Raw genomic sequence first — 19,660 nt, 5'->3', positions numbered from 1 at the left:
ATCGGACCTGCCCGGAACGGGCAGCCCGCCACACAAGAAAGGGGAATGAGATGAACGACAAAATCACCAATTGGACCAGATCCGACGACGCCATGGTCGAAAGCGCCATCCGCCGTGGCGCCACCCGTCGCGAGTTGCTGCATATGATGCTTGCGGGCGGCGTGGCCATGTCGGCCGGCGGGCTCGTGCTTGGCCGCGCCGGCAAGGCGCTCGCCGCCACGCCCGTTTCCGGCGGCTCGCTCAAGGCGGCCGGCTGGTCGTCCTCCACGGCCGATACGCTCGACCCCGCCAAGGCGTCGCTGTCCACCGACTATGTCCGGTGCTGCTCCTTCTATAACCGCCTCACCTTCCTCGACAAATCAGGCACGCCGCGGATGGAGCTTGCCGAAGTGATCGAGTCCAAGGATGCGAAGACCTGGACGGTCAAGCTGAAGAACGGCGTTACCTTCCATGACGGCAAGCCGCTGACATCAGACGACGTGGTCTTCTCGCTGAAGCGCCATCTCGACCCGTCCGTCGGCTCGAAGGTCGCAAAAATCGCCGCCCAGATGACCGGCTTCAAGGCGGTCGACAAACAGACCGTCGAGATCACGCTCGCCAGCCCGAACGCCGACCTGCCGACCATCCTGTCGATGCATCACTTCATGATCGTTTCCGACGGCACGACCGATTTCACCAAGGCCAACGGCACCGGCGCATTCGTCAAGGAAGTCTTCGAGCCGGGCGTTCGCTCGGTCGGGATCAAGAACAAGAATTATTGGAAATCCGGCCCGAACGTCGATTCCTTCGAATATTTCGCGATCAGCGACGACAATGCCCGTGTAAACGCACTGCTTGCGGGCGACATCCATCTTGCAGCCACGATCAATCCGCGCTCTATGCGCCTCGTCGAGGCCCAGGGCGACGGCTTCACCTTGTCTAAGACGACGTCCGGCAACTATACCAATCTCAACATGCGACTGGATATGGAGCCCGGCAATAAGCGGGACTTCATCGAGGGCATGAAGTATCTCGTCAACCGCGAACAGATCGTCAAATCGGCGCTACGCGGTCTCGGCGAAGTCGGCAACGATCAACCCGTTTCACCGGCGAACTTCTATCATGACGCAGAGCTGAAAGCGCGAGCCTTCGATCCTGAGAAGGCGAAGTTCCACTTCGACAAGGCCGGCGTGCTTGGCCAATCCATCCCGATCATCGCTTCCGATGCGGCGAGCTCGTCGATCGACATGGCCATGATCATCCAGGCGGCCGGCGCCGAAATCGGCATGAAGCTCGATGTGCAGCGAGTGCCATCCGACGGTTATTGGGACAATTACTGGCTCAAGGCGCCGATCCATTTCGGCAATATCAACCCGCGGCCGACCCCGGATATCCTCTTCTCCCTGCTCTACACCTCGGACGCTCCGTGGAACGAAAGCCACTACAAGTCGGAGAAGTTCGACAAGATGCTGATCGAGGCGCGTGGCTCTCTCGATCAAGACAAGCGCAAGACAATCTACAACGAGATGCAGGGCATGGTCGCCCAGGAAGCCGGCACTATCATTCCGGCCTATATCTCGAACGTCGATGCCACGACTGCCAAGCTCAAGGGCCTGGAAGCCAACCCGCTCGGCGGCCAGATGGGATACGCTTTCGCGGAATATGTCTGGCTTGAAGTCTGATTAAGCAAAGGAGACTGGGGCAGCAGCCGCGCCCCAGTTCCTCCATCTGCATTGATGGAACTCAACTCGAACGCAAAGGGAAGACGCCCGTGAACCGCCAGGTCTTATCCCTTGTACTGAGCAGATTGTTCGTCGCCGTGATAACTCTGGTGATCGTCTCCTTCGCCGTCTTCTTCGCGACAACGCTGTTGCCTGGAGATACGGCGACGATCCTGCTCGGCCAAGCCGCCACGCCAGAAGCCGTCGAGGGCCTGCGCAAGGCCATGCATCTCGACGAGCCGGCGCTCTTTCGTTTCCTGCGCTGGTTAGTCGGACTGCTGCAGGGCGACCTCGGCACGTCCTATGCCAACAACATGCCGATCGCCGCTCTCATCGCCGGCCGCTTCGTCAACACGCTGAAACTTGCCGGCGTCACCGCGCTTTTCTCAGTGCCGATCGCGCTCACGCTCGGGATCACTGCGGCGATGTTGCGCGGCACCCTTTACGATCGGATTGTCACGGTGATCACGATCGGCGTCATCTCCGTGCCGGAGTTCATGGTCGCGACCTCCGCCGCGCTCATCTTCGCCGTCTATCTGAAATGGCTGCCGGCGCTGTCTTTCGCCAATGAGGTCCATAGTATGACCGACCTGTTGCGCGTCTATGCCATGCCGGTGATCACCCTCACCTTCGTTGTCTCGGCCCAGATGATCCGCATGACGCGCGCAGCTGTTATCGAGACGCTCAACACACCCTATGTCGAGATGGCATTGCTCAAAGGCGCCTCCCGGCCGCGCATCGTATTTCGCCATGCACTGCCGAATGCGCTTGGCCCGATCGTCAATGCCGTTGCGCTTTCGCTGTCCTATCTGCTCGGAGGCGTGATCATCGTCGAGACCATTTTCAACTATCCCGGTATCGCCAAGCTGATGCTGGATGCCGTCGCCACCCGCGATCTGCCGCTAATCCAGAGCTGCGCGATGATCTTCTGCCTGGGCTACCTGCTGCTGATCACCGTCGCGGATATCATCGCCATCCTTTCCAATCCGAGGCTCCGATGACCATGACCAGTTCCGAAACCACCTCCGGCCGGCTGTCCGGGACCCGGTTTGGCTATCGCTTCAACATCGTCGGCGCGATCGGCTTCACTGTGATCCTCTCCTGGGCGCTCGTCGCGATCTTCGCGCCGTTGATCATCCCCTATCCCGTCGGCGAAATTGTCGATCTCGACTATTTCGGCCCGATGAGCCGGGAACTCTGGCTCGGCTCCGATTATCTCGGCCGCGACATGCTCTCGCGGATTCTGATGGGCGCGCGGTACACGGTCGGCATCTCGCTGGCGGCGGTAACGATCGCCTGCTTCAGCGGCGTCGTGCTCGGCATGATCGCAGCGGTCGCCGGCGGCTGGCTGGACACGATCCTCAGCCGCTTCCTCGACGCCCTCAATTCCATCCCGAGCAAGCTGTTCGGTCTGGTCGTGGTCGCCGCCGTCGGCTCCTCGATCCCGGTTCTGGTCCTGACACTGTCGGTGATCTACATTCCCGGCGCCTACCGCTTCGCCCGGGCGCTGGCCGTCAACATCAATGCGATGGATTTCATCACGGTCGCGCGCATCCGCGGCGAAAGCACCCTCTATCTCATTCGCTCGGAAATTCTGCCCAACATCGTCGGGCCGGTGCTCGCCGACCTCGGGATCCGCTTCGTCTTCATCGTTCTGCTCCTTTCCGGGCTTTCCTTCCTGGGCCTTGGCGTTCAGCCGCCCTATGCCGACTGGGGTGCGCTGGTGCGCGAGAATATCGGCGGGCTGCCGTTCGGCGCGCCGGCAGTGATGTTTCCCTCACTTGCGATCGCCAGCCTGACGATCAGCGTCAACCTGCTGATAGACAACCTGCCGCAGAAGATTCGCGACCGGAGCGTGTCATGAGCAATTTCATTGAAATCCGCGACCTGAAAATCGAGGCCACCACCGATTCCGGCCGACGTGTCGAAATCATCAAGGGTGTCAGCCTCGACGTTGCCGAAGGCGAGATCATCGCGCTGATCGGCGAGAGCGGTTCGGGCAAGACGACCATCGCCCTGACCCTGATGGGCCATACCCGTGCGGGCTGCCGCATCACCGGCGGCAGTGTTTCGGTCGGCGGCAAGGACATGGTCACGCTCAGCGAGAAGCAGCGCGCCAAGGTGCGCGGCACCGAAGTCGCCTATGTCCCGCAATCAGCCGCCGCCGCCTTCAACCCGGCCACAACGATCATGGACCAGGTGATCGAAGTCACCCGTATCCATCAGCTGATGTCGCCGGAGGCTGCGCGCGCCCGGGCGGTCGAGCTCTTCCGGGCGCTGTCGCTGCCGGAGCCCGAAACGATCGGCAGCCGTTACCCGCACCAGGTTTCCGGCGGCCAGCTGCAGCGCCTGGCCGCGGCCATGGCGCTGATCGGCGACCCCACCCTCGTCATCTTCGACGAGCCGACGACGGCGCTCGACGTGACGACCCAGATCGAAGTGCTGCGCGCTTTCAAATCGGTCATGAAGAAGGGCGGCATATCAGGCGTCTATGTCTCGCACGACCTCGCCGTCGTCGCGCAGATCGCCGACCGCATCGTCGTGTTGAAAGGCGGGGAGGCCCAGGAAACCGGCACCACCAATGAAATCCTCAACAATGCGAAGCATCCCTATACCAAAGAGCTGCTCGCGGCCTTTGAACCGAAATCGCGCGGCGCGGCAGCACTGGCAGCAAGTGCGACCGCGCCGCTTCTGAAGATCGAAGATCTTGTCGCGGGTTATGGACAGCGCCAGGCCGACGGCCTGCCCCTCGTTCGCGCGGTCGAGCACGTCAGCCTGAAGGTGGAGAAAGGGCGAAATCTCGGCATCATCGGCGAATCCGGGTGCGGCAAGTCAACACTCGCCCGCACCATCGCCGGCATCCTGCCGGCGGCAATCGGCAAGATCGTCTTCGACGGCACGGAGCTGCGCCGCAGCGCTCGCGAGCGTTCGCGCGACCAGTTGCGCGAGATGCAGATCGTCTTTCAATATGCCGATACCGCTCTCAACCCAGCAAAATCGGTCGAGGACATTCTCGCCAGGCCCCTGGTTTTCTACCATCGTATGGATCGGCAGGCGCGAAATGCCCGGATTGATCAACTTCTAGACATGGTGCGCCTGCCCCGCAGCCTGCGCCATCGCCGGCCGGGAGAACTCTCGGGCGGGCAGAAGCAGCGCGTCAATTTCGCCCGGGCGCTCGCCGCCGATCCGAAGCTGATCCTCTGCGACGAGATTACCTCGGCGCTCGACACGGTGGTTGCCGCCGCGGTCATCGACCTGCTCAAGGAATTGCAGCGGGAACTCGGTCTCTCCTACATCTTCATCAGCCATGACCTCTCTGTGGTAGAGGCGATCTGCGACGAGATCGTGGTGATGTATGGCGGCCGGAAGGTCGAGGAAATCACGCCCTCGACGGTGAAGGCGCCGACGCATCCCTATTCGCAGCTGCTCTTCTCCTCAGTACCGACGCTTGATCCGGCCTGGCTCGACGGTCTCCAGCAGGATCCTGAACTGGTGCGGGCGTATTGTCGGCAATGAGGGTCGCCGTCGCGATCGTTTGTCCGGCAACGTTCCACCGGAAATCAGGTAAAAACAAAATGTTAGAGAGGTTCTGCGCTTCGGCGAAAGGCTGAACCGCTCTAGAGTATGAAACGGAGACGACACCATGCCTGCACCGCTCGATCGCGTCGATACCACAGCGGAGCTGCCCGTTGCCGCCGATGCTGTGGTGATCGGCGGCGGTATCGTCGGCATTTTCGCGGCCTATTATCTTGCCCGGCGCGGATTGAAGGTTGCGCTCGTCGAGAAAGGCCTTGTCGGGGCGGAGCAATCGAGCCGCAACTGGGGCTGGTGCCGGCAGCAGAACCGCGACGCCCGGGAACTGCCGATGTCGACGAAGAGCCTCGATCTGTGGGAGCGCTTCGCTGCCGAGACTGGGGAGGATACCGGGTTTCGCCGCTGCGGCCTCTTCTATCTCAGCAATAGCGACGAGGAACTGGCCGGCTGGGCACGCTGGCGCGACTTCGCGCGTTCGGTCGGCGTCACGACGCATATGCTGAGCGGTGCAGAGGCAACCGAACGCGGGCGCGCCACCGGCGCGTCGTGGAAGGGCGGGGTGTTTTCGCCGACCGACGGCACCGCCGATCCGGCACGCGCCGCGCCCGCCGTCGCGCGGGCGATCCTGAAGCTCGGCGGCACGGTGCATCAATCCTGTGCGGCCCGCGGCATCGACATCGAAGGCGGCAGGATCGCCGGCGTCGTCACCGAGCACGGCACGATCCGGACAAAAATCGCGATCCTGGCCGGCGGCGCCTGGGCCTCTACCTTCTGCCGCCAGCTCGGCATTCGATTTCCGCAGGCATCGATCCGTTCGTCGATCCTTTCCGTTTCGCCTGGGGCAAGCGGGCTGCCGGACGCACTCCACACGTCCGCGGTCTCCGTTACGCGGCGCAGCGATGGCGGCTACACGCTGGCGATCAGCGGCCGCGGCCGCGTCGATCCGACCGCGCAGCAGTTCCGCTTCGCCCGAGAGTTTCTGCCGATGTTCGCCCGGCGATGGCGCAGTCTCGCGCCCGGCGGCTTGGAGGGGTTTCGTTCCGGCCACGAGTCTCTTGCACGCTGGCGGCTCGACAGGCCGACGCCGATGGAGCGCATGCGCATCCTCGACCCCGCGATCAATCAGGCGACCATCCGCCTGACGCATGCGCGCGCGCTCGAGCTTCTACCCGCCTTGAAGAAAACCGGCATCAGCGCGGCCTGGGCGGGCTATATCGACAGCACACCCGACGGCGTGCCGGGGATCGGCGAGATCGCCTCCCTTCCCGGCTTCATCCTTGCTGCGGGCTTCAGCGGCCACGGCTTCGGCATCGGGCCGGGCGCCGGTCATCTGATTGCCGATATCGCCACAGGCGATGAGCCGATCGTCGATCCCCGGCCCTATCATCCGGACCGTTTCGGGACATCCGCCTGGGGCAAAGTGGCCGACTTTTGATTTCGGCTCGGCCGGAGGGACATTGCATGAAAAACGCCCACAAATTCTATATCGGCGGTGAGTGGGTCGATCCCGAAAGGCTGAGAGAGCTTCACGTGATCGATCCGTCGACCGAACAATCCATCGGAACGATAGCGATCGGCAGCATGGCCGATGCAGAGCGGGCGATCGAAGCCGCCCGCGCGGCCTTTCCGATCTTCTCACAGTCGACGAAGGCGGAGCGGCGGGCGCTCCTTGAGCGAGTTCTGATGATCCTGAAGCGCCGTCAGCACGAGATCGGCGACATCATCTCCCGCGAAATGGGTGCCCCGCTGGCCATGGCACGGGCGGACCAAGCGGGGCTGGGTGCGGCGCATTTCGAAGAGACAATCCGGGCTTTCGATGAGTTCGACTTCGAATATCTGCAGGGCTCGACCCGGATCGTTCACGAACCGGTCGGCGTCGTGAGCATGATCACGCCATGGAACTGGCCGATCAATCAGATTGCCTGCAAGGTGGCTCCCGCGCTGGCGACAGGCTGTACGATGGTGCTCAAACCGTCTGAGATCGCGCCCTTCAACGCTCTCGTCTTTGCCGAAGTCATGCATGAGGCGGGTGTCCCGAAAGGCGTGTTCAACCTGGTTCAGGGTGACGGACCGACTGCCGGCGCGGCGCTCGCCGGCCATTCCGATGTCGATATGGTCTCGTTTACCGGATCGACGCGGGCGGGGATCGCCGTCGCGCAGGCAGCGGCGCCGACCGTCAAGCGGGTGCATCAGGAACTCGGCGGAAAGTCGCCGAACATCCTATTGCGAAGCGCCGATCTTGGTTCGGCGGTCGCAGCCGGCCTGCGCCGGTGCTTCGCCAATTCCGGACAGTCATGCAATGCGCCGACCCGGATGCTGGTGCCGGCCGAACGCATGGATGAAGCGAGTGCCATCGCAGCAAGGGCGGCAGCATCGCTGACGGTCGGACCGCCTCATGACCCGGGCACTGATCTTGGTCCGGTGGCGAGCGCTGCCCAATTCGCCAAGATCCAGGCGCTGATCGAGAAAGGCATTGCCGAGGGCGCCGAATTGGTGGCCGGCGGTCCCGGGCGCCCATCCAATCTGAACGCGGGCTATTACGTGCGTCCGACGGTATTTGCGTGCGTGAAGAATTCGATGACCATCGCACGGGAGGAGATTTTTGGCCCCGTACTGTCGATCATCGGCTACGACACCGAGGACGATGCTGTCGCGATCGCCAACGACACACCCTACGGTCTCGCCGCCTATATCCAAGGCGACCCGCAGGAGGCGCGGACGCTCGCCCGTCGGCTTCGCACCGGCATCGTGCGCCTCAATCAATCCGCATGGGATAGCGCAGCTCCGTTCGGCGGCTATAAGCAGTCCGGCAACGGCCGCGAATACGGGAAGTTCGGATTGCAGGAATTCACCGAGATCAAGGGTATTGTCGGGCACGCAGATTAGGCATGCTCTGACGCGCCTGCCGGCTCAAAGCCGCCGTCACTTTCCGACCGACGATATTCGATGCAAAATACGGCGAATCCGCTGCAACCAGTGCATTCTGCCGCACCCTTTTCTTGATACTGCCGGCTATCATTCACCTTGAGGCCGCCATGTCCCCTTTAATCCACCACATCAGCAGCGATGAAACTCTACCCACGTCATCAGATGTCGTCATCATCGGGGGCGGGATTGTTGGCGCCAGCGCGGCCTATTTCTTGGCACGGCGCGGTCTATCGGTAGCGCTTGTCGAAAAGGGATATGTCGGCTGCGAACAGTCGAGCCGGAACTGGGGCTGGTGCCGTCGGCAGAACCGGGATGAACGTGAATTGCCGCTTGCCAATCTGGCGTTGCGCCTATGGGAAGAGCTGACCGTAGAGATCGGGCATGACCTTGGCTTTCGCCGTTGCGGGCTCCTCTATGCAACCGCTGATCCAGAAGCAGCTCGGTGAATGGGAACGTTGGCGCGAGGTTGCCCGAAGGTTTGACGTCAATACCCGAATGCTGACCGCCAGCGAGGCCGCCGCCGCTGTTCCAGCGGCCGACGGCCGCAAATGGCTGGGCGGTGTCCACGCGGTGGACGACGGCAAGGCTGAGCCCTGGCTCGCCGCTCCTCGGATAGCCGAGGGCGCGCGCAAACATGGCGCGACCATTCATCAGAACTGCGCGGCGCGCGGCCTGGATATCACCAATCGCCAAGTAAGCGGCGTCGTCACCGAGAAAGGCCTTATCCGCACCAATAGGGTGCTATGTGCCGCCGGCGCCTGGGCTTCTGCTTTTCTGCGCGTGCATGCGGTTTGCCTGCCGCAGGCCAGTGTCCGTCAGACCGCCTTGCGGACCGGTCCTGCACCCGATTTTGGAGGCGCAATCTATACTTCTGATTGCGCCCTGACGCGCCGGATCGATGGCAGCTACACCATAGCCGTCAGCGGCAGAGCGACGCTCGAGCTCACGCCGCAGAGCATCCGCTATGCTCGCCCGTTTCTGCCGATGTTCCTGAAACGACGGAAGGCCGTCGAGATCGGCATAGGCCGCTCGTTTTTCGAGGGTCCGGAAACACTCGGTCGCTGGCGTCTCGATAGGCCGACCCCCTTCGAACGCATTCGCGTACTCGATCCTGCTCCGGACATTCGGATGACGGCTGCCATAATGGCGCGGATAAGAGCCCTGCTCCCCGCCGTTGCCGAGGCCGGCGTCACGTCTGCTTGGGGTGGATATGTCGACTCCACCCCGGACGCCATACCCGCGATTTCACCGGTGGACAGCATCGGCGGAGTGTTTGTCGCCGCAGGTTGTTCCGGACACGGCTTCGGCGCCGGCCCTGGCATTGGCCATCTGGCGGCGGATCTGGTCGGGGGCGACACGGCAATCGTCGATCCGACACCATTCCGCCTCTCGCGTTTCAGGGACAGATCGAAAATTGAGGTTGGCGCCATCTGACGCAATTCATTCGCGTGGAAGCACAGGCACAGAGCGATTGCGAGCTGGCGCATTTCTATGGGGTCAAAGCGCGATCTTGCCCGATCCGTAACAGAGAAGGATTCGCACACCGAGTTAACGTGATGAACTGCTGCACATTTCCCCCAATCAGTTTCCAACACCCGGATGGGAAATCATATGTCAATTCAAACTGCCAGTGCCTCTGTCAGAAAGCTGGCTTTCATCCACACGGTGTCCGATCTTGTTTCGGAGTTTCGGGCCCTTGCTAAAGAACATTTGCCCGACTGGAAGCCGTTCGCGATCCTCGACGAGAGCCTGTTGAGAAATACCATCGAGCGCGGGTCTTTATGCCATCTGACGAAACGAAGGCTGGCTACCTACGCATGGTCAGCAGTCGACGCCGGGGCAGATGCGATCGTCGTCACATGCTCAACGCTTGGGCCGGCGGTCGATGCCATTGCGCCGCTTTGTCCTGTGCCGCTGTTCCGTATTGACGAAGGCATGGCCAAAGCCGCTGTCGCGCATGGAAACCGCATAGGCGTCCTAGCGACATTATCTACAACGCTGGTGCCGACAGCAGATCTGCTGAGGCGCCAGGCATGCGAGGCGGGCAAAAATGTCGTGATCGACGATGTGCTTGTTCACGGGGCGTTTCAATTCCTCGCCGATGGGAACGTCGAAGCGCATGACGCGCAAATCCGCCGAGCGCTGGAAGAGCTGTCGCAGAAGGTCGACGTGATCGTTTTTGCGCAGGCCTCGATGGCTCGTGCAGTGCAGGGCATGCACCACGGTCTTCCAGTTCTGACAAGCCCGGTACTTGGGATCGAAAACGTGAAACGGCGTTTGGCGGCGCCAAAGGACCAGGGCGGAACCTAACGGAGTTGGGGTGCGGTAGAGCGGAAAATGACACCTCGACGGTCAGCGTCGACGACGCTTGATCACCATGCGGAAGGACTCCGGGAATCTCTTTCAGGAGACCGCGGCCATCCGCACGATGCTGGCAGGCGAAGTCCTGCGGCCGTCGGCGGTCTGAAAGTGGGAAATTCTTTCGTTCAACAGTTCCACCTGCTGCCGAAGCCTGTGAATTTCCGCGGTGTTTTCCTCCACCATTGCTGCGTTGTGCTGGGTGATATGCTCGACGTCGCGAACGGCGTTGTTCACCTCGTCGATGCCCTTGTATTGCGTGGTCGTGGAAGCAGAAATGACCTGCACCAGTCCATTAATCGAGGTGAAGTGCTCCATGATGGCAGAAAGCGCATGGCCGGTTTCCTCGACGAGGGTGACGCCGGCGCCAACCTGCGATGCGCTGTTGGAGATGAGGTCCTTGATCTCGCGGGCAGCCTTGGCGCAACGCTGGGCAAGCTCACGCACCTCCTGAGCAACCACGGCAAAACCTCTGCCGGCCTCGCCTGCGCGCGCCGCTTCCACACCCGCGTTGAGGGCAAGAAGATTGGTCTGGAACGCGATCTCGTCGATCACACCGATGATGCTGGTGACCTTCTCGGACGACCGGTTGATGGCGCCCATGGCATCGACGGCCTTCGCCACGACGGCTGCGGAATGCTCGGCCTGGCGGTGTGCTTCCGCAACCGAAAGTGATGTCTGGCGGGCGTTTTCAGCGGTCGTCCGCACGCTGTCGGTCAGTTCACCCAGCACCCGCGAACTCTCCTCTAGCGCTGCGGCCTGCTGTTCCGTGCGCCGCGCCAGATCGTCGGCGGCGCCTGAAAGATTGGTGCTGCCCTCGGCTATCTCGTAGGTCGTGTTGCGGACCTCGGCGAGCGTCAGGCGCAACGCATCGATGGCGTGATTGTAGGTTTGCGCCATCGCGACATAGTCTGCGGCCAGATCCTCGCTCATCTCGGCCGCGAGATTGCCATTGGCAAGCTTGCCCAGCATGTCCGACAGCGCCGTCAGAGCCTCACTCTGTTCCGCCTCGATGCGCGCCTGCTCGGCGGCGCGGCGGGCCTGCTCCCGTTCGTCCCGCGCCCTGTTTGCCTCGGCCACCTCTTCCAGCCTTGTCTTCTCAAGCGCCTGATCGCGGAAAACGGTCACCGAGCGGATCATGTCGCCGATTTCGTCGCCACGCTTGCCGTCGCCGATGGCAACGTTCAGATCGCCGGCGGCAAGCCGCATCATCGTCTGGGTGATCCGCTTCAGCGGCCCACGCAGAGTTTCGATCAGCATGAGGCCGCCGATGATCGCAAGCACGGTGCCCGCAATCATCGCCGCGAGCGACATCGTCGCCGAGCGCTGGCTGATTTCCTTGCCGCTCTCCTGCGCCGTGCTGACGAACTGTTCGAGCGTATGGCTTGCGTCGGCCACAAGTGCGGTCGCCGCCTCCTTGTCCGCGCGCCACCGGTCGGCGATCGAGATCAGAAGCGAGGTGTCCTTCTCGATCGTCGCAAGCGACGGCTCGATCTTCTTGGCAAGATCCTGCAGCGCGGCATTTTTACCGCTCAAGGGAACAAGCTTTGCAGCGCTTTCGCGCAATGCCTTGAGATCGGCGAGAACCTCATCCCGCGACTCTGCATCGACCCGCCTGTTCAGTTCACTCAGGTGCAGGCGCAGATCGTCGATCGATTTGAAGGCGGTGTTGACGATCGCCACCATCGAACGAAGCGTTGAAATGCTCGCATCCATGCCGGTAAAGCGCTCGATCGCCGTGTCCGCATTGCCGGAGGCGAGTTTTGCAAATTGTTCCTGCAGGCCCTGCAGATCCTGATCGACGGGAGCGTAAGCTTCGAGCGTCAGGCGGCTGTCCTTGGCCATGGGGGCGAGCTTGTCCAGGACCGGCTTTAGCGCAGCGATCTGGCTTTGAGCCTTGTCGGAGGCAAGCGCCCCGCTGTCGGCGACCTCTTTGACCAGCGGCGGCAGAAGGCTGCCGATGGCCTGGCCGAGCTTCTGAGGGTCGGCTGCCGCCGCGGTCGCCTTGCGCAGTTTGGCAATGCGACCCGCGAGATTCTTATAGGCCGAGGCGTCGAGAAGAAGCGCCCGGACGAAGGCCTCCTTGCCATTCGCCTGATCCTGGAGAACGTCGAGCTGTTTGCGCGCCGTCTGGCTTTCCTTAAACAGCCCGGCCACCGCGTCGTCGATCGCCTGTTCGGTATTGACGCGCTCCTGCGACACAGCCCATAGCGCGTCGGCGGCGCGCTGCATCTTAGCCCCGAGTTCGCGCACCGCGGCGATCTGCTGCTTTTGTGCAGGATCGATCAGCATGGCATCGAGCGTCGCCGCGCCCTTCTGCTGATCGGAGATGCTGGCGATCAATCGATCGCGCGTGGCCGCTGTCGGAAGATCGGTAAAGGCGGTCAGCGAGGATCGCAGTTGCTGGAAACTGGAAAGGGTATCGATCGTCTGCCGGGTCAGGGTCATCTGCCCGTTCAGCGTGCCGGCGGTGAAATAACCGAAAAGACCGATGCCGGCGATGAGAACGATCAGCGGCACGACGAAGAAGAGCACCTTCGTCACGATCCGCATACGTTGCAACAGTCGGTCAATCAACGCCATAAGGAAGCCCCCGCCCAGGAAATTGCCTGCTTCTCCGGCGCGACCAATCACATCGACATACAGCTTCAGCGGTCATGTCGATGTGACCGCAATTAGCAGTCGTTGCGCCAGCTTGTCACGATAGCCAGAACTCTTAAAAAAATGGTCAATGGTGTCGAGTTTTTTGGAACATACGAAATAGCGATCGAGGGCGCATTTCTGCGCCCTCGTCTCGTCTTCTCAGCCGATCGCCATCAGGCTGGCATTGCCGCCGGCTGCGGCGGTGTTGATCGACGTGGACACCTCCTCCAGCAGCCAGTTCAGGCAATAGGCCTCGGGATCGCTAGCCAATTCCTCGCTCGTCGCAGCCTGGACCAACAGAAGCGGCCCCGGCAGAGCAGCGATCCTCTGATTGACCACCAGAACCCTGTCGCGATCGCCTTCGACAAGTGCGCCGGAGAACGGCCCGTCTTTCTCCCAATCCGACGTCCAGGAAACCCGGCCGGAGACGGCGGCCGGCAGGTCCGCCAGGACCGATTTCGCGAAGGAACCCGCATCCACGACAACGTGGTTGCCGGTCGACAGGGCTGCGGCGATCTGGCGATAGAGCCCGGTTTCGGTCTGCGGCACGGCTAGAATGCGGCCGCGGGGATGGAGCGCATAGAGATTTCGCTCGCCGACCGGACCGGTGAGTTCGCGTTCGAGCCCGAGCGCCGAACGGCTTGCATATCTGCGCGCCGCTTCCCCTTCGGCCGGCAAACCCTTCTTGTCGAGCCAGACGATATAATCGCGAAGGGCAAGGTCCGTATGGACGGAATCCTGCTGCGGCGGCACGGGAGCGCGCTGCACCAGCCGGCCGATATAGAGCGGACCACCGGCCTTCGGACCCGTTCCCGACAGGCCGCGGCCGCCGAAAGGCTGCACGCCGACGACGGCGCCGATGATGTTGCGGTTGACGTAGAGGTTGCCGGCCTTGATGCGGCTGGTCACATGCGCGATCGTTTCGTCGAGCCGGGTGTGAAGCCCGAAGGTGAGGCCGTAGCCGGATGCGTTGATGTCGTCGATCAGGCGATCGAGGCCGTTTCGCTTGAAGCGGACGACATGCAGGACCGGCCCGAAGATCTCCCGCGTCAGGTCCGACAGGGCCTTGATCTCGATGATCGTCGGCGGAACGAAGGTCCCGACCGCGGCACTTTCGGGCAGCGGCAGCTGATCCACCTTGCGGCCGGCGCCGCGCATCTGCTCGATATGCTGGTCGATCTCGGCCTTCGCGCCATCGTTGATGACAGGACCGACATCGATGCTCAGCCGATCGGTACGGCCAATCGTCAGTTCGCGGAAGGCGCCCTTCAGCATGGCGAGGGTCCGGTCGGCCACATCGTCCTGCAGGCAGAGGACGCGGAGCGCCGAGCAGCGCTGGCCGGCGCTGTCGAAAGCCGAGGCAATGACATCGGCCACCACCTGCTCGGCGAGAGCCGAGGAATCGACGATCATGCCGTTCTGGCCGCCGGTTTCGGCAATCAGCGGGATCGGCTTGCCTGACGAAGACAGCCGTTCGGCGAGCTGCGCCTGGATCATTCGGGCGACTTCGGTCGAGCCGGTAAACATGACGCCTGCCGTTTCCGGGGCACCCACCATGCCGGCACCGAGGCGGCCGCTGCCGGGCACGAATTGCAGGGCGCCGACAGGCACGCCGGCCTCATGGAGGATCTTGACGCTCTCCGAAGCTATGATCGGCGTGACGCCGGCAGGTTTGGCAAGCACGGGATTGCCGGCCACCAGTGCGGCGGCCACCTGCCCGGTGAAGATCGCCAGCGGGAAATTCCACGGGCTGATGCAGACGATGGGCCCGAGGGGCGCATGGGACGGCCCGAGCGTCTTGCGCGCCTGTTCGGCGTAGTAGCGCAGGAAGTCGATTGCCTCGCGCACCTCACCGACGGCATTGGCGGCGGATTTGCCGGCTTCGCGCATGATGATGCCCATCAGCGTCTTGATGCGGGCCTGCATGATGTCGGCCGCCCGCTCCAGGCAGGCAGCGCGCTCGGCCGGCGGCACCGCGGCCCATTGCGGCGCATGCTTGGCCGCCATCGCGACGATCCGGGCCGCCTCTTCGACCTTCAACTCAGTGACCGTGCCGACGACGTCGCGGTGATCGGCAGGATTGAGGACGTCACGCGTCACCCCATCCGTGGAGCCATCGGCAAGGATCGGAAGTGCGTGCCAGGGATTGGCAGCCGAGGCGGCGAGCGTCTCGGCCAGGTCGAAAAGTGTCGCCTCGTTCGAGAGATCGAGACCGTCGGAATTGGCGCGGGCGCTGCCGTAAAGCGCCTTCGGCGCGGCGATCTGCACGTGAGGTGCGCCGACGACCGGCATGGCGGCGACCGTCTCGGCAGGATCGGCGATCAGCGCCTCGACCGAGACATTCGGATCGGAGATGCGGTGCACGAAGGAGGAATTGGCGCCGTTTTCCAGCAGACGCCGCACCAGATAGGCAAGCAGCGTCTCATGCGTTCCGACAGGCGCATAGATGCGGCAGGGCCGATCGAGCTTTTCCTTGCCGACGACTTCATCATAGAGAGGTTCGCCCATGCCGTGCAGGCACTGGAACTCGTATTTGCCGACGGCGAAATCGGGACCGGCGAGATGATAGATCGTCGCCAGCGTCTGCGCATTATGGCTGGCAAACTGCGGGAAGACGGCGTCGGGCGCGTTCAGCAGCTTGCGCGCGCAGGTGATATAGGCGACGTCGGTATAAATTTTGCGGGTATAGACCGGATAGTCGTCGAGGCCATCCAGCTGGGCGCGCTTGATTTCCGCATCCCAATAGGCGCCCTTGACCAGACGCACCATGACCCGGCGCCTGGAACGGCGGGCGAGATCGATGACATAGTCGAGCACGAAGGGGCAGCGCTTGCCATAGGCCTGCACGACGAATCCCAGCCCATTCCAGCCGGCGAGATCAGGAGCAAAGCAGAGTTCTTCGAGCAGATCGAGCGAAAGCTCCAGCCGGTCGGCTTCCTCGGCGTCGATGTTCAGGCCGATATCGTAGGACTTGGCGAGAACGGCGAGCGCCTTGACCTTCGGCAGCAGCTCTCCCATCACCCGGCCGGCCTGCGCCCTGACATAGCGGGGATGCAGGGCCGAAAGCTTGATCGAAATACCAGGGCCGTCATAGATGCCGCGCCCGTTCGAGGCTTTGCCGATGGCGTGGATCGCCTTTTCGTAATCCTTGAAATAACGTTCGGCATCGGCAGCCGTCGTCGCGGCCTCGCCCAGCATATCGTAGGAATAGCGGAAGCCGCGCGCTTCGAGCGGCCGGGCGCGCTTCAGTGCCTCCTCGATCGTTTCGCCGGTGACGAACTGCTCGCCCATCATGCGCATCGCCATATCGACGCCGCGACGGATGACCGGCTCGCCGGCACGCGCGATCAGCCGCGTCAGCGCCGCGGACAGGCTGCGGTCGTTGACCGTCGACGTCAGCTTGCCGGTGACGACGAGGCCCCAGGTGGCGGCGTTGACGAACATGGATTTGCCGCCGCCGATATGCGAGGTCCAGTTGCCCTCGGCGATCTTGTCGCGGATCAGCGCATCGCGGGTGTCGGTATCGGGAATGCGCAGCAGCGCTTCGGCAAGGCACATGAGCGCCACGCCTTCCTGGCTGGAGAGCGAATATTCCTGCACCAGCCCCTCGACGCCGGTGCCCTTATGCTTGGCGCGCAGCGCCTCGATCAGCGTGCGGGCGGTACTGCGAATGTCGTAGCGCTTCGCCTCGGAAACGCGCGCGGCCGCAACGAGGGGCGGCAGGCATTCGGTTTCCGGGCGGCGATAGGCCGCCGTGATGGCCTGGCGAAGTTCCGATTGCGGCCGGATCGGCGGGGCAAAGGCGGCGAAGGGTGCGCCGCCGGCGGGTTCTTTGGAGGAAGCGGTGTCGATCGCTGCGTTCAACATGGAAGTCCCTGATCAGTGAATGTTTCGTCTAACGGATAAATGGAACACCGGGCTCATCGTCCCAGGTGTCATGATCCGTAAAAATCGGGCCGGAATATTCCGTCTCGTGAAGCGGACGCGCATTGGGCTTGTCCCGCTTGAGGGTGAAGGCGGCAGCGACCGCTCTTATCGCCACCGGCCGGTAGTGAGCGAGCAGATCCAGTCTTTGATCGCCATCCGCTTTTCTCTCATGCATCTATGATCCCCCTTTTTGCGCGTCGCAGCTACCGATTCCGGCAATGCGCCGAGCGTCCGCGCCCTTCCTCCCATTGCCGATGCATAATCTACCACAGCCGCAAATCGCGATCTCACTTGATTTCAACGGTTTTCAAGCTGTATGAACTTATAAATCGAGCACAGAGAGTTCAAATGGCCACAGAAACCGACATCTTTAGTGAATTGGACCAGTTCGACAGGAAAATCCTCGCCGCACTCGCCGAGGACGGCAGGCTGTCGATCACCGATCTCGCCGCGCGCGTCGGGCTTTCGAAGACACCATGCCAGATTCGCTTCAAGCGGCTGATCGGCGACGGCTATATCGAAGGCTTCAAGGCCGTCCTCAATCCGTCGAAAATGCAGCTCGACCACATCGCCTTCGTCGAGGTGAAGCTTTCCGATACCCGCGAGGATGCGCTGAAAAGCTTCAACGAGGCCATCAAGAAGATCCGGGAAGTCGAAGAGTGCCACATGATCGCCGGCAGGTTCGATTATCTCCTCAAGATCCGAACCCGCGATATCGGCCGCTACCGCCGCGTGCTGGGCGAGCGCATCTCGACGCTGCCCCATGTTGCCAACACCTCGACCAATGTGGCGATGGAGACGATCAAGGAAGGCTGGGACAAATTCGGCTCGAGCCTTTCGTGAAGGAAGACGGCTGCCCACAGTCCTGCTAAGCCGATATTCGGCGACTGAAGCTGAGTGCGAGGATCAAGATGGACCAAGCCAATGGCGTCCCATTATCGGCCGACGAACAGCGTGAAGCGCGCCGACTACAATATCTTCCCTGGGAACGCATTGTAGCGGACCTCGATCATCCGGCACACGTCGCCCGCAAGGCAGCGCTTCGGCGGGCATGCGGCGCGGAGCTTGCCGAAACCTCCTATATTGCCGAGAACGCCGCGATCTTCACCGAGAGCCTGGTGATGGGCGAGCGGTCGTGGATTGCGGGACACGCACTCGTTCGCGGCGATGTGATCCTCGGAGAGGACTGCTCGATCAATCCCTATGCCTGCGTTTCCGGCAAGGTGACGTGCGGCAATGGGGTGCGGATTGCCTCGCACGCATCGATCGTCGGATTCAATCACGGCTTCGACGATCCGGATCGCCCCATCCACCGCCAGGGCGTCGTCAGCCTCGGCATCGTCATCGGCGACGATGTCTGGATCGGCGCCAATTGCGTGATCCTCGACGGCGTCACGATCGGCAACGGCGCCGTCATTGCGGCCGGGGCGGTGGTGACGCAAGATATTCCTGCGCTTGCGATTGCCGGCGGCGTACCGGCAAAGGTGCTGCGGAGCCGGGGCGCACCGGCCAGGAAATCCGGCATCGCGGAGATCGAAGATCGACTGGTCAGGCTCGGGCAGAAGGTGAAGGAACAATGGCCGGATATCCTTGCGCGCTGGAAAACCTCTGAGGGCTATGAAATCGCTGGAAGCGGACGGCGGCAGGCGGCCGGCGATCCGGCATCTCTGCGATGCCATCGAGATCGCCGCCGGCTTCGATCAGCTGCCGCCCGGGCTCGATGCCTCGCAAACCGTCGAGCGTCTCCGGGGTCTTCAGGAGCGGGAGACAGGCCTCTTTCCGGAGGCGCATTCGCATGGGCAGGACCGGGCGTTGAGAGAAGATCCGAAGGCACTCTACAACGTGCTTTCGGTCGGCTATGCGCTCGAGTTGCTCGGCTCCAGGCCGCGACACTCGATCCAGGCGGTTCAGATCGATGCGCAGGAACTGGAGCAATGGCTGAGCGCGCTGCCCTGGTTGAGCCGGGCGTGGCACGCCGGCAGCGTCATCGATGCCATCGGAACCGCTATGTATTTCAACGCCAGGTATTTCGGCATCAAAGGGCCACGGCAGGCGCTCTTCGAGTGGCTGAGCCGCAATGCCAACAGAGTCTCGGGCCTATGGGGCGAACCGACGGCGCTCGAAGGATGGCTCCAGCCGGTGAACGGTTTTTACCGTCTGACACGCGGCACCTACGCGCAGTTCGGCGTGCCGCTCCCGCACCCGCACGCCTCGCTCGAAACGGTCCACCTGAATTACCGCAATCACAAGGGCTTCGTTGCTCAGAAATACAATGCCTGCAACCTGCTCGATACGATCCATCCGCTGCTGCTGATTGCCCGGCAGACCGATTACCGGCGGGCCGATGGCGAAGCGATTGCCCGCAATCTCATTTCACGAGCGCTGGATAGATGGCGGGATGGCGAAGGATTCCCCTTCGCCGACGGTGGCGAACCGAGCTTGCAGGGAACGGAAATGTGGCTTTCCGTCATCCACCTGGCGGCCGATTTTGTCGGCCTGTCGGATCGCTTCACCTTTGTTCCGAAGGGCGTGCACCGGACGGCGACTCCGGGATTGGGCTTGTAGCTTTG

Annotated in this window: 11 protein-coding genes and 2 pseudogenes; 10 read left to right on the top strand and 3 right to left on the bottom strand. The window is 62.5% G+C overall.

Annotated features, from left to right (window positions below; all coding sequences use genetic code 11):
• Positions 1 to 50 precede the first annotated feature (50 nt).
• The 8 genes and pseudogenes from MF410_RS28540 (at position 51) to MF410_RS28505 (ending at position 10,472) form a co-directional block, all read left to right on the top strand.
• Positions 51 to 1,661, top strand: coding sequence for an ABC transporter substrate-binding protein (locus MF410_RS28540; protein ID WP_097629772.1), 1,611 nt, complete (start codon positions 51 to 53; stop codon positions 1,659 to 1,661).
• An 89-nt stretch (positions 1,662 to 1,750) separates the two neighbouring features.
• On the top strand, positions 1,751 to 2,701 hold the full coding sequence (locus tag MF410_RS28535) for an ABC transporter permease (protein WP_097629771.1): 951 nt from the start codon (positions 1,751 to 1,753) through the stop codon (positions 2,699 to 2,701).
• Positions 2,698 to 3,564 carry an ABC transporter permease gene (locus MF410_RS28530; RefSeq protein ID WP_097629770.1) on the top strand — a complete coding sequence of 289 codons (867 nt, stop codon included), beginning with the start codon at positions 2,698 to 2,700 and terminating at the stop codon, positions 3,562 to 3,564. The genes MF410_RS28535 and MF410_RS28530 overlap by 4 nt, the downstream gene beginning before the upstream one ends.
• Positions 3,561 to 5,216 (top strand): ABC transporter ATP-binding protein, encoded by a 1,656-nt coding sequence (locus MF410_RS28525; protein ID WP_222134771.1) that lies wholly within the window; start codon positions 3,561 to 3,563, stop codon positions 5,214 to 5,216. The genes MF410_RS28530 and MF410_RS28525 overlap by 4 nt, the downstream gene beginning before the upstream one ends.
• Positions 5,217 to 5,343: 127 nt before the next feature.
• Positions 5,344 to 6,669 (top strand): FAD-binding oxidoreductase, encoded by a 1,326-nt coding sequence (locus MF410_RS28520; protein WP_097629768.1) that lies wholly within the window; start codon positions 5,344 to 5,346, stop codon positions 6,667 to 6,669.
• A gap of 26 nt (positions 6,670 to 6,695) precedes the next feature.
• The gene (locus tag MF410_RS28515; RefSeq protein ID WP_222134772.1) at positions 6,696 to 8,120 is read left to right on the top strand and encodes an aldehyde dehydrogenase family protein; all 1,425 of its coding nucleotides are present in this window, start codon (positions 6,696 to 6,698) and stop codon (positions 8,118 to 8,120) included.
• 149 nt (positions 8,121 to 8,269) lie between these two features.
• Positions 8,270 to 9,596, top strand: a pseudogene (locus MF410_RS28510) (FAD-binding oxidoreductase).
• A gap of 177 nt (positions 9,597 to 9,773) precedes the next feature.
• Positions 9,774 to 10,472, top strand: a complete 699-nt coding sequence (locus MF410_RS28505; protein WP_097629765.1) for an aspartate/glutamate racemase family protein — start codon at positions 9,774 to 9,776, stop codon at positions 10,470 to 10,472.
• Positions 10,473 to 10,565: 93 nt separating this feature from the next.
• On the opposite strand, the gene MF410_RS28500 is transcribed toward MF410_RS28505, so the two are convergent.
• From MF410_RS28500 to MF410_RS28490, 3 genes are all read right to left on the bottom strand, one after another.
• Complete coding sequence (locus tag MF410_RS28500) at positions 10,566 to 13,103, bottom strand: methyl-accepting chemotaxis protein (protein ID WP_097629764.1); 2,538 nt, start codon at positions 13,101 to 13,103, stop codon at positions 10,566 to 10,568.
• A 219-nt stretch (positions 13,104 to 13,322) separates the two neighbouring features.
• Positions 13,323 to 17,030 carry a trifunctional transcriptional regulator/proline dehydrogenase/L-glutamate gamma-semialdehyde dehydrogenase gene (gene putA, locus MF410_RS28495; RefSeq protein ID WP_097629763.1) on the bottom strand — a complete coding sequence of 1,236 codons (3,708 nt, stop codon included), beginning with the start codon at positions 17,028 to 17,030 and terminating at the stop codon, positions 13,323 to 13,325.
• Between the two features lie 28 nt (positions 17,031 to 17,058).
• Positions 17,059 to 17,265 (bottom strand): hypothetical protein, encoded by a 207-nt coding sequence (locus MF410_RS28490; protein WP_097629762.1) that lies wholly within the window; start codon positions 17,263 to 17,265, stop codon positions 17,059 to 17,061.
• A 173-nt stretch (positions 17,266 to 17,438) separates the two neighbouring features.
• Between MF410_RS28490 and MF410_RS28485 the strand changes: the two genes are divergently transcribed.
• Both MF410_RS28485 and MF410_RS28480 read left to right on the top strand, forming a co-directional pair.
• Positions 17,439 to 17,933, top strand: a complete 495-nt coding sequence (locus MF410_RS28485) for an Lrp/AsnC ligand binding domain-containing protein (RefSeq protein WP_097629761.1) — start codon at positions 17,439 to 17,441, stop codon at positions 17,931 to 17,933.
• Positions 17,934 to 18,001: 68 nt separating this feature from the next.
• Positions 18,002 to 19,655: pseudogene (locus tag MF410_RS28480) on the top strand (acyltransferase).
• Positions 19,656 to 19,660: the final 5 nt, after the last annotated feature.

It is taken from the genome of Rhizobium sp. C104 (assembly GCF_022354505.1).
GTDB classification, from domain to species: Bacteria; Pseudomonadota; Alphaproteobacteria; order Rhizobiales; family Rhizobiaceae; genus Rhizobium; species Rhizobium redzepovicii.
The sequence above is the reverse complement of the archived record's forward strand: the minus strand, read 5'-3'. Positions and strand labels throughout refer to the sequence as shown.

Bases quoted from the DNA above. Each gene is read 5' to 3' on its own strand.
- MF410_RS28540 (WP_097629772.1), top strand. From the start codon at position 51: ATGAACGACAAAATCACCAATTGGACCAGATCCGACGACGCCATGGTC.
- MF410_RS28530 (WP_097629770.1), top strand. From the start codon at position 2,698: ATGACCATGACCAGTTCCGAAACCACCTCCGGCCGGCTGTCCGGGACC.
- MF410_RS28525 (WP_222134771.1), top strand. From the start codon at position 3,561: ATGAGCAATTTCATTGAAATCCGCGACCTGAAAATCGAGGCCACCACC.
- MF410_RS28520 (WP_097629768.1), top strand. From the start codon at position 5,344: ATGCCTGCACCGCTCGATCGCGTCGATACCACAGCGGAGCTGCCCGTT.
- MF410_RS28515 (WP_222134772.1), top strand. From the start codon at position 6,696: ATGAAAAACGCCCACAAATTCTATATCGGCGGTGAGTGGGTCGATCCC.
- MF410_RS28505 (WP_097629765.1), top strand. From the start codon at position 9,774: ATGTCAATTCAAACTGCCAGTGCCTCTGTCAGAAAGCTGGCTTTCATC.
- MF410_RS28500 (WP_097629764.1), bottom strand. From the start codon at position 13,103: ATGGCGTTGATTGACCGACTGTTGCAACGTATGCGGATCGTGACGAAG.
- putA (WP_097629763.1), bottom strand. From the start codon at position 17,030: ATGTTGAACGCAGCGATCGACACCGCTTCCTCCAAAGAACCCGCCGGC.
- MF410_RS28490 (WP_097629762.1), bottom strand. From the start codon at position 17,265: ATGCATGAGAGAAAAGCGGATGGCGATCAAAGACTGGATCTGCTCGCT.
- MF410_RS28485 (WP_097629761.1), top strand. From the start codon at position 17,439: ATGGCCACAGAAACCGACATCTTTAGTGAATTGGACCAGTTCGACAGG.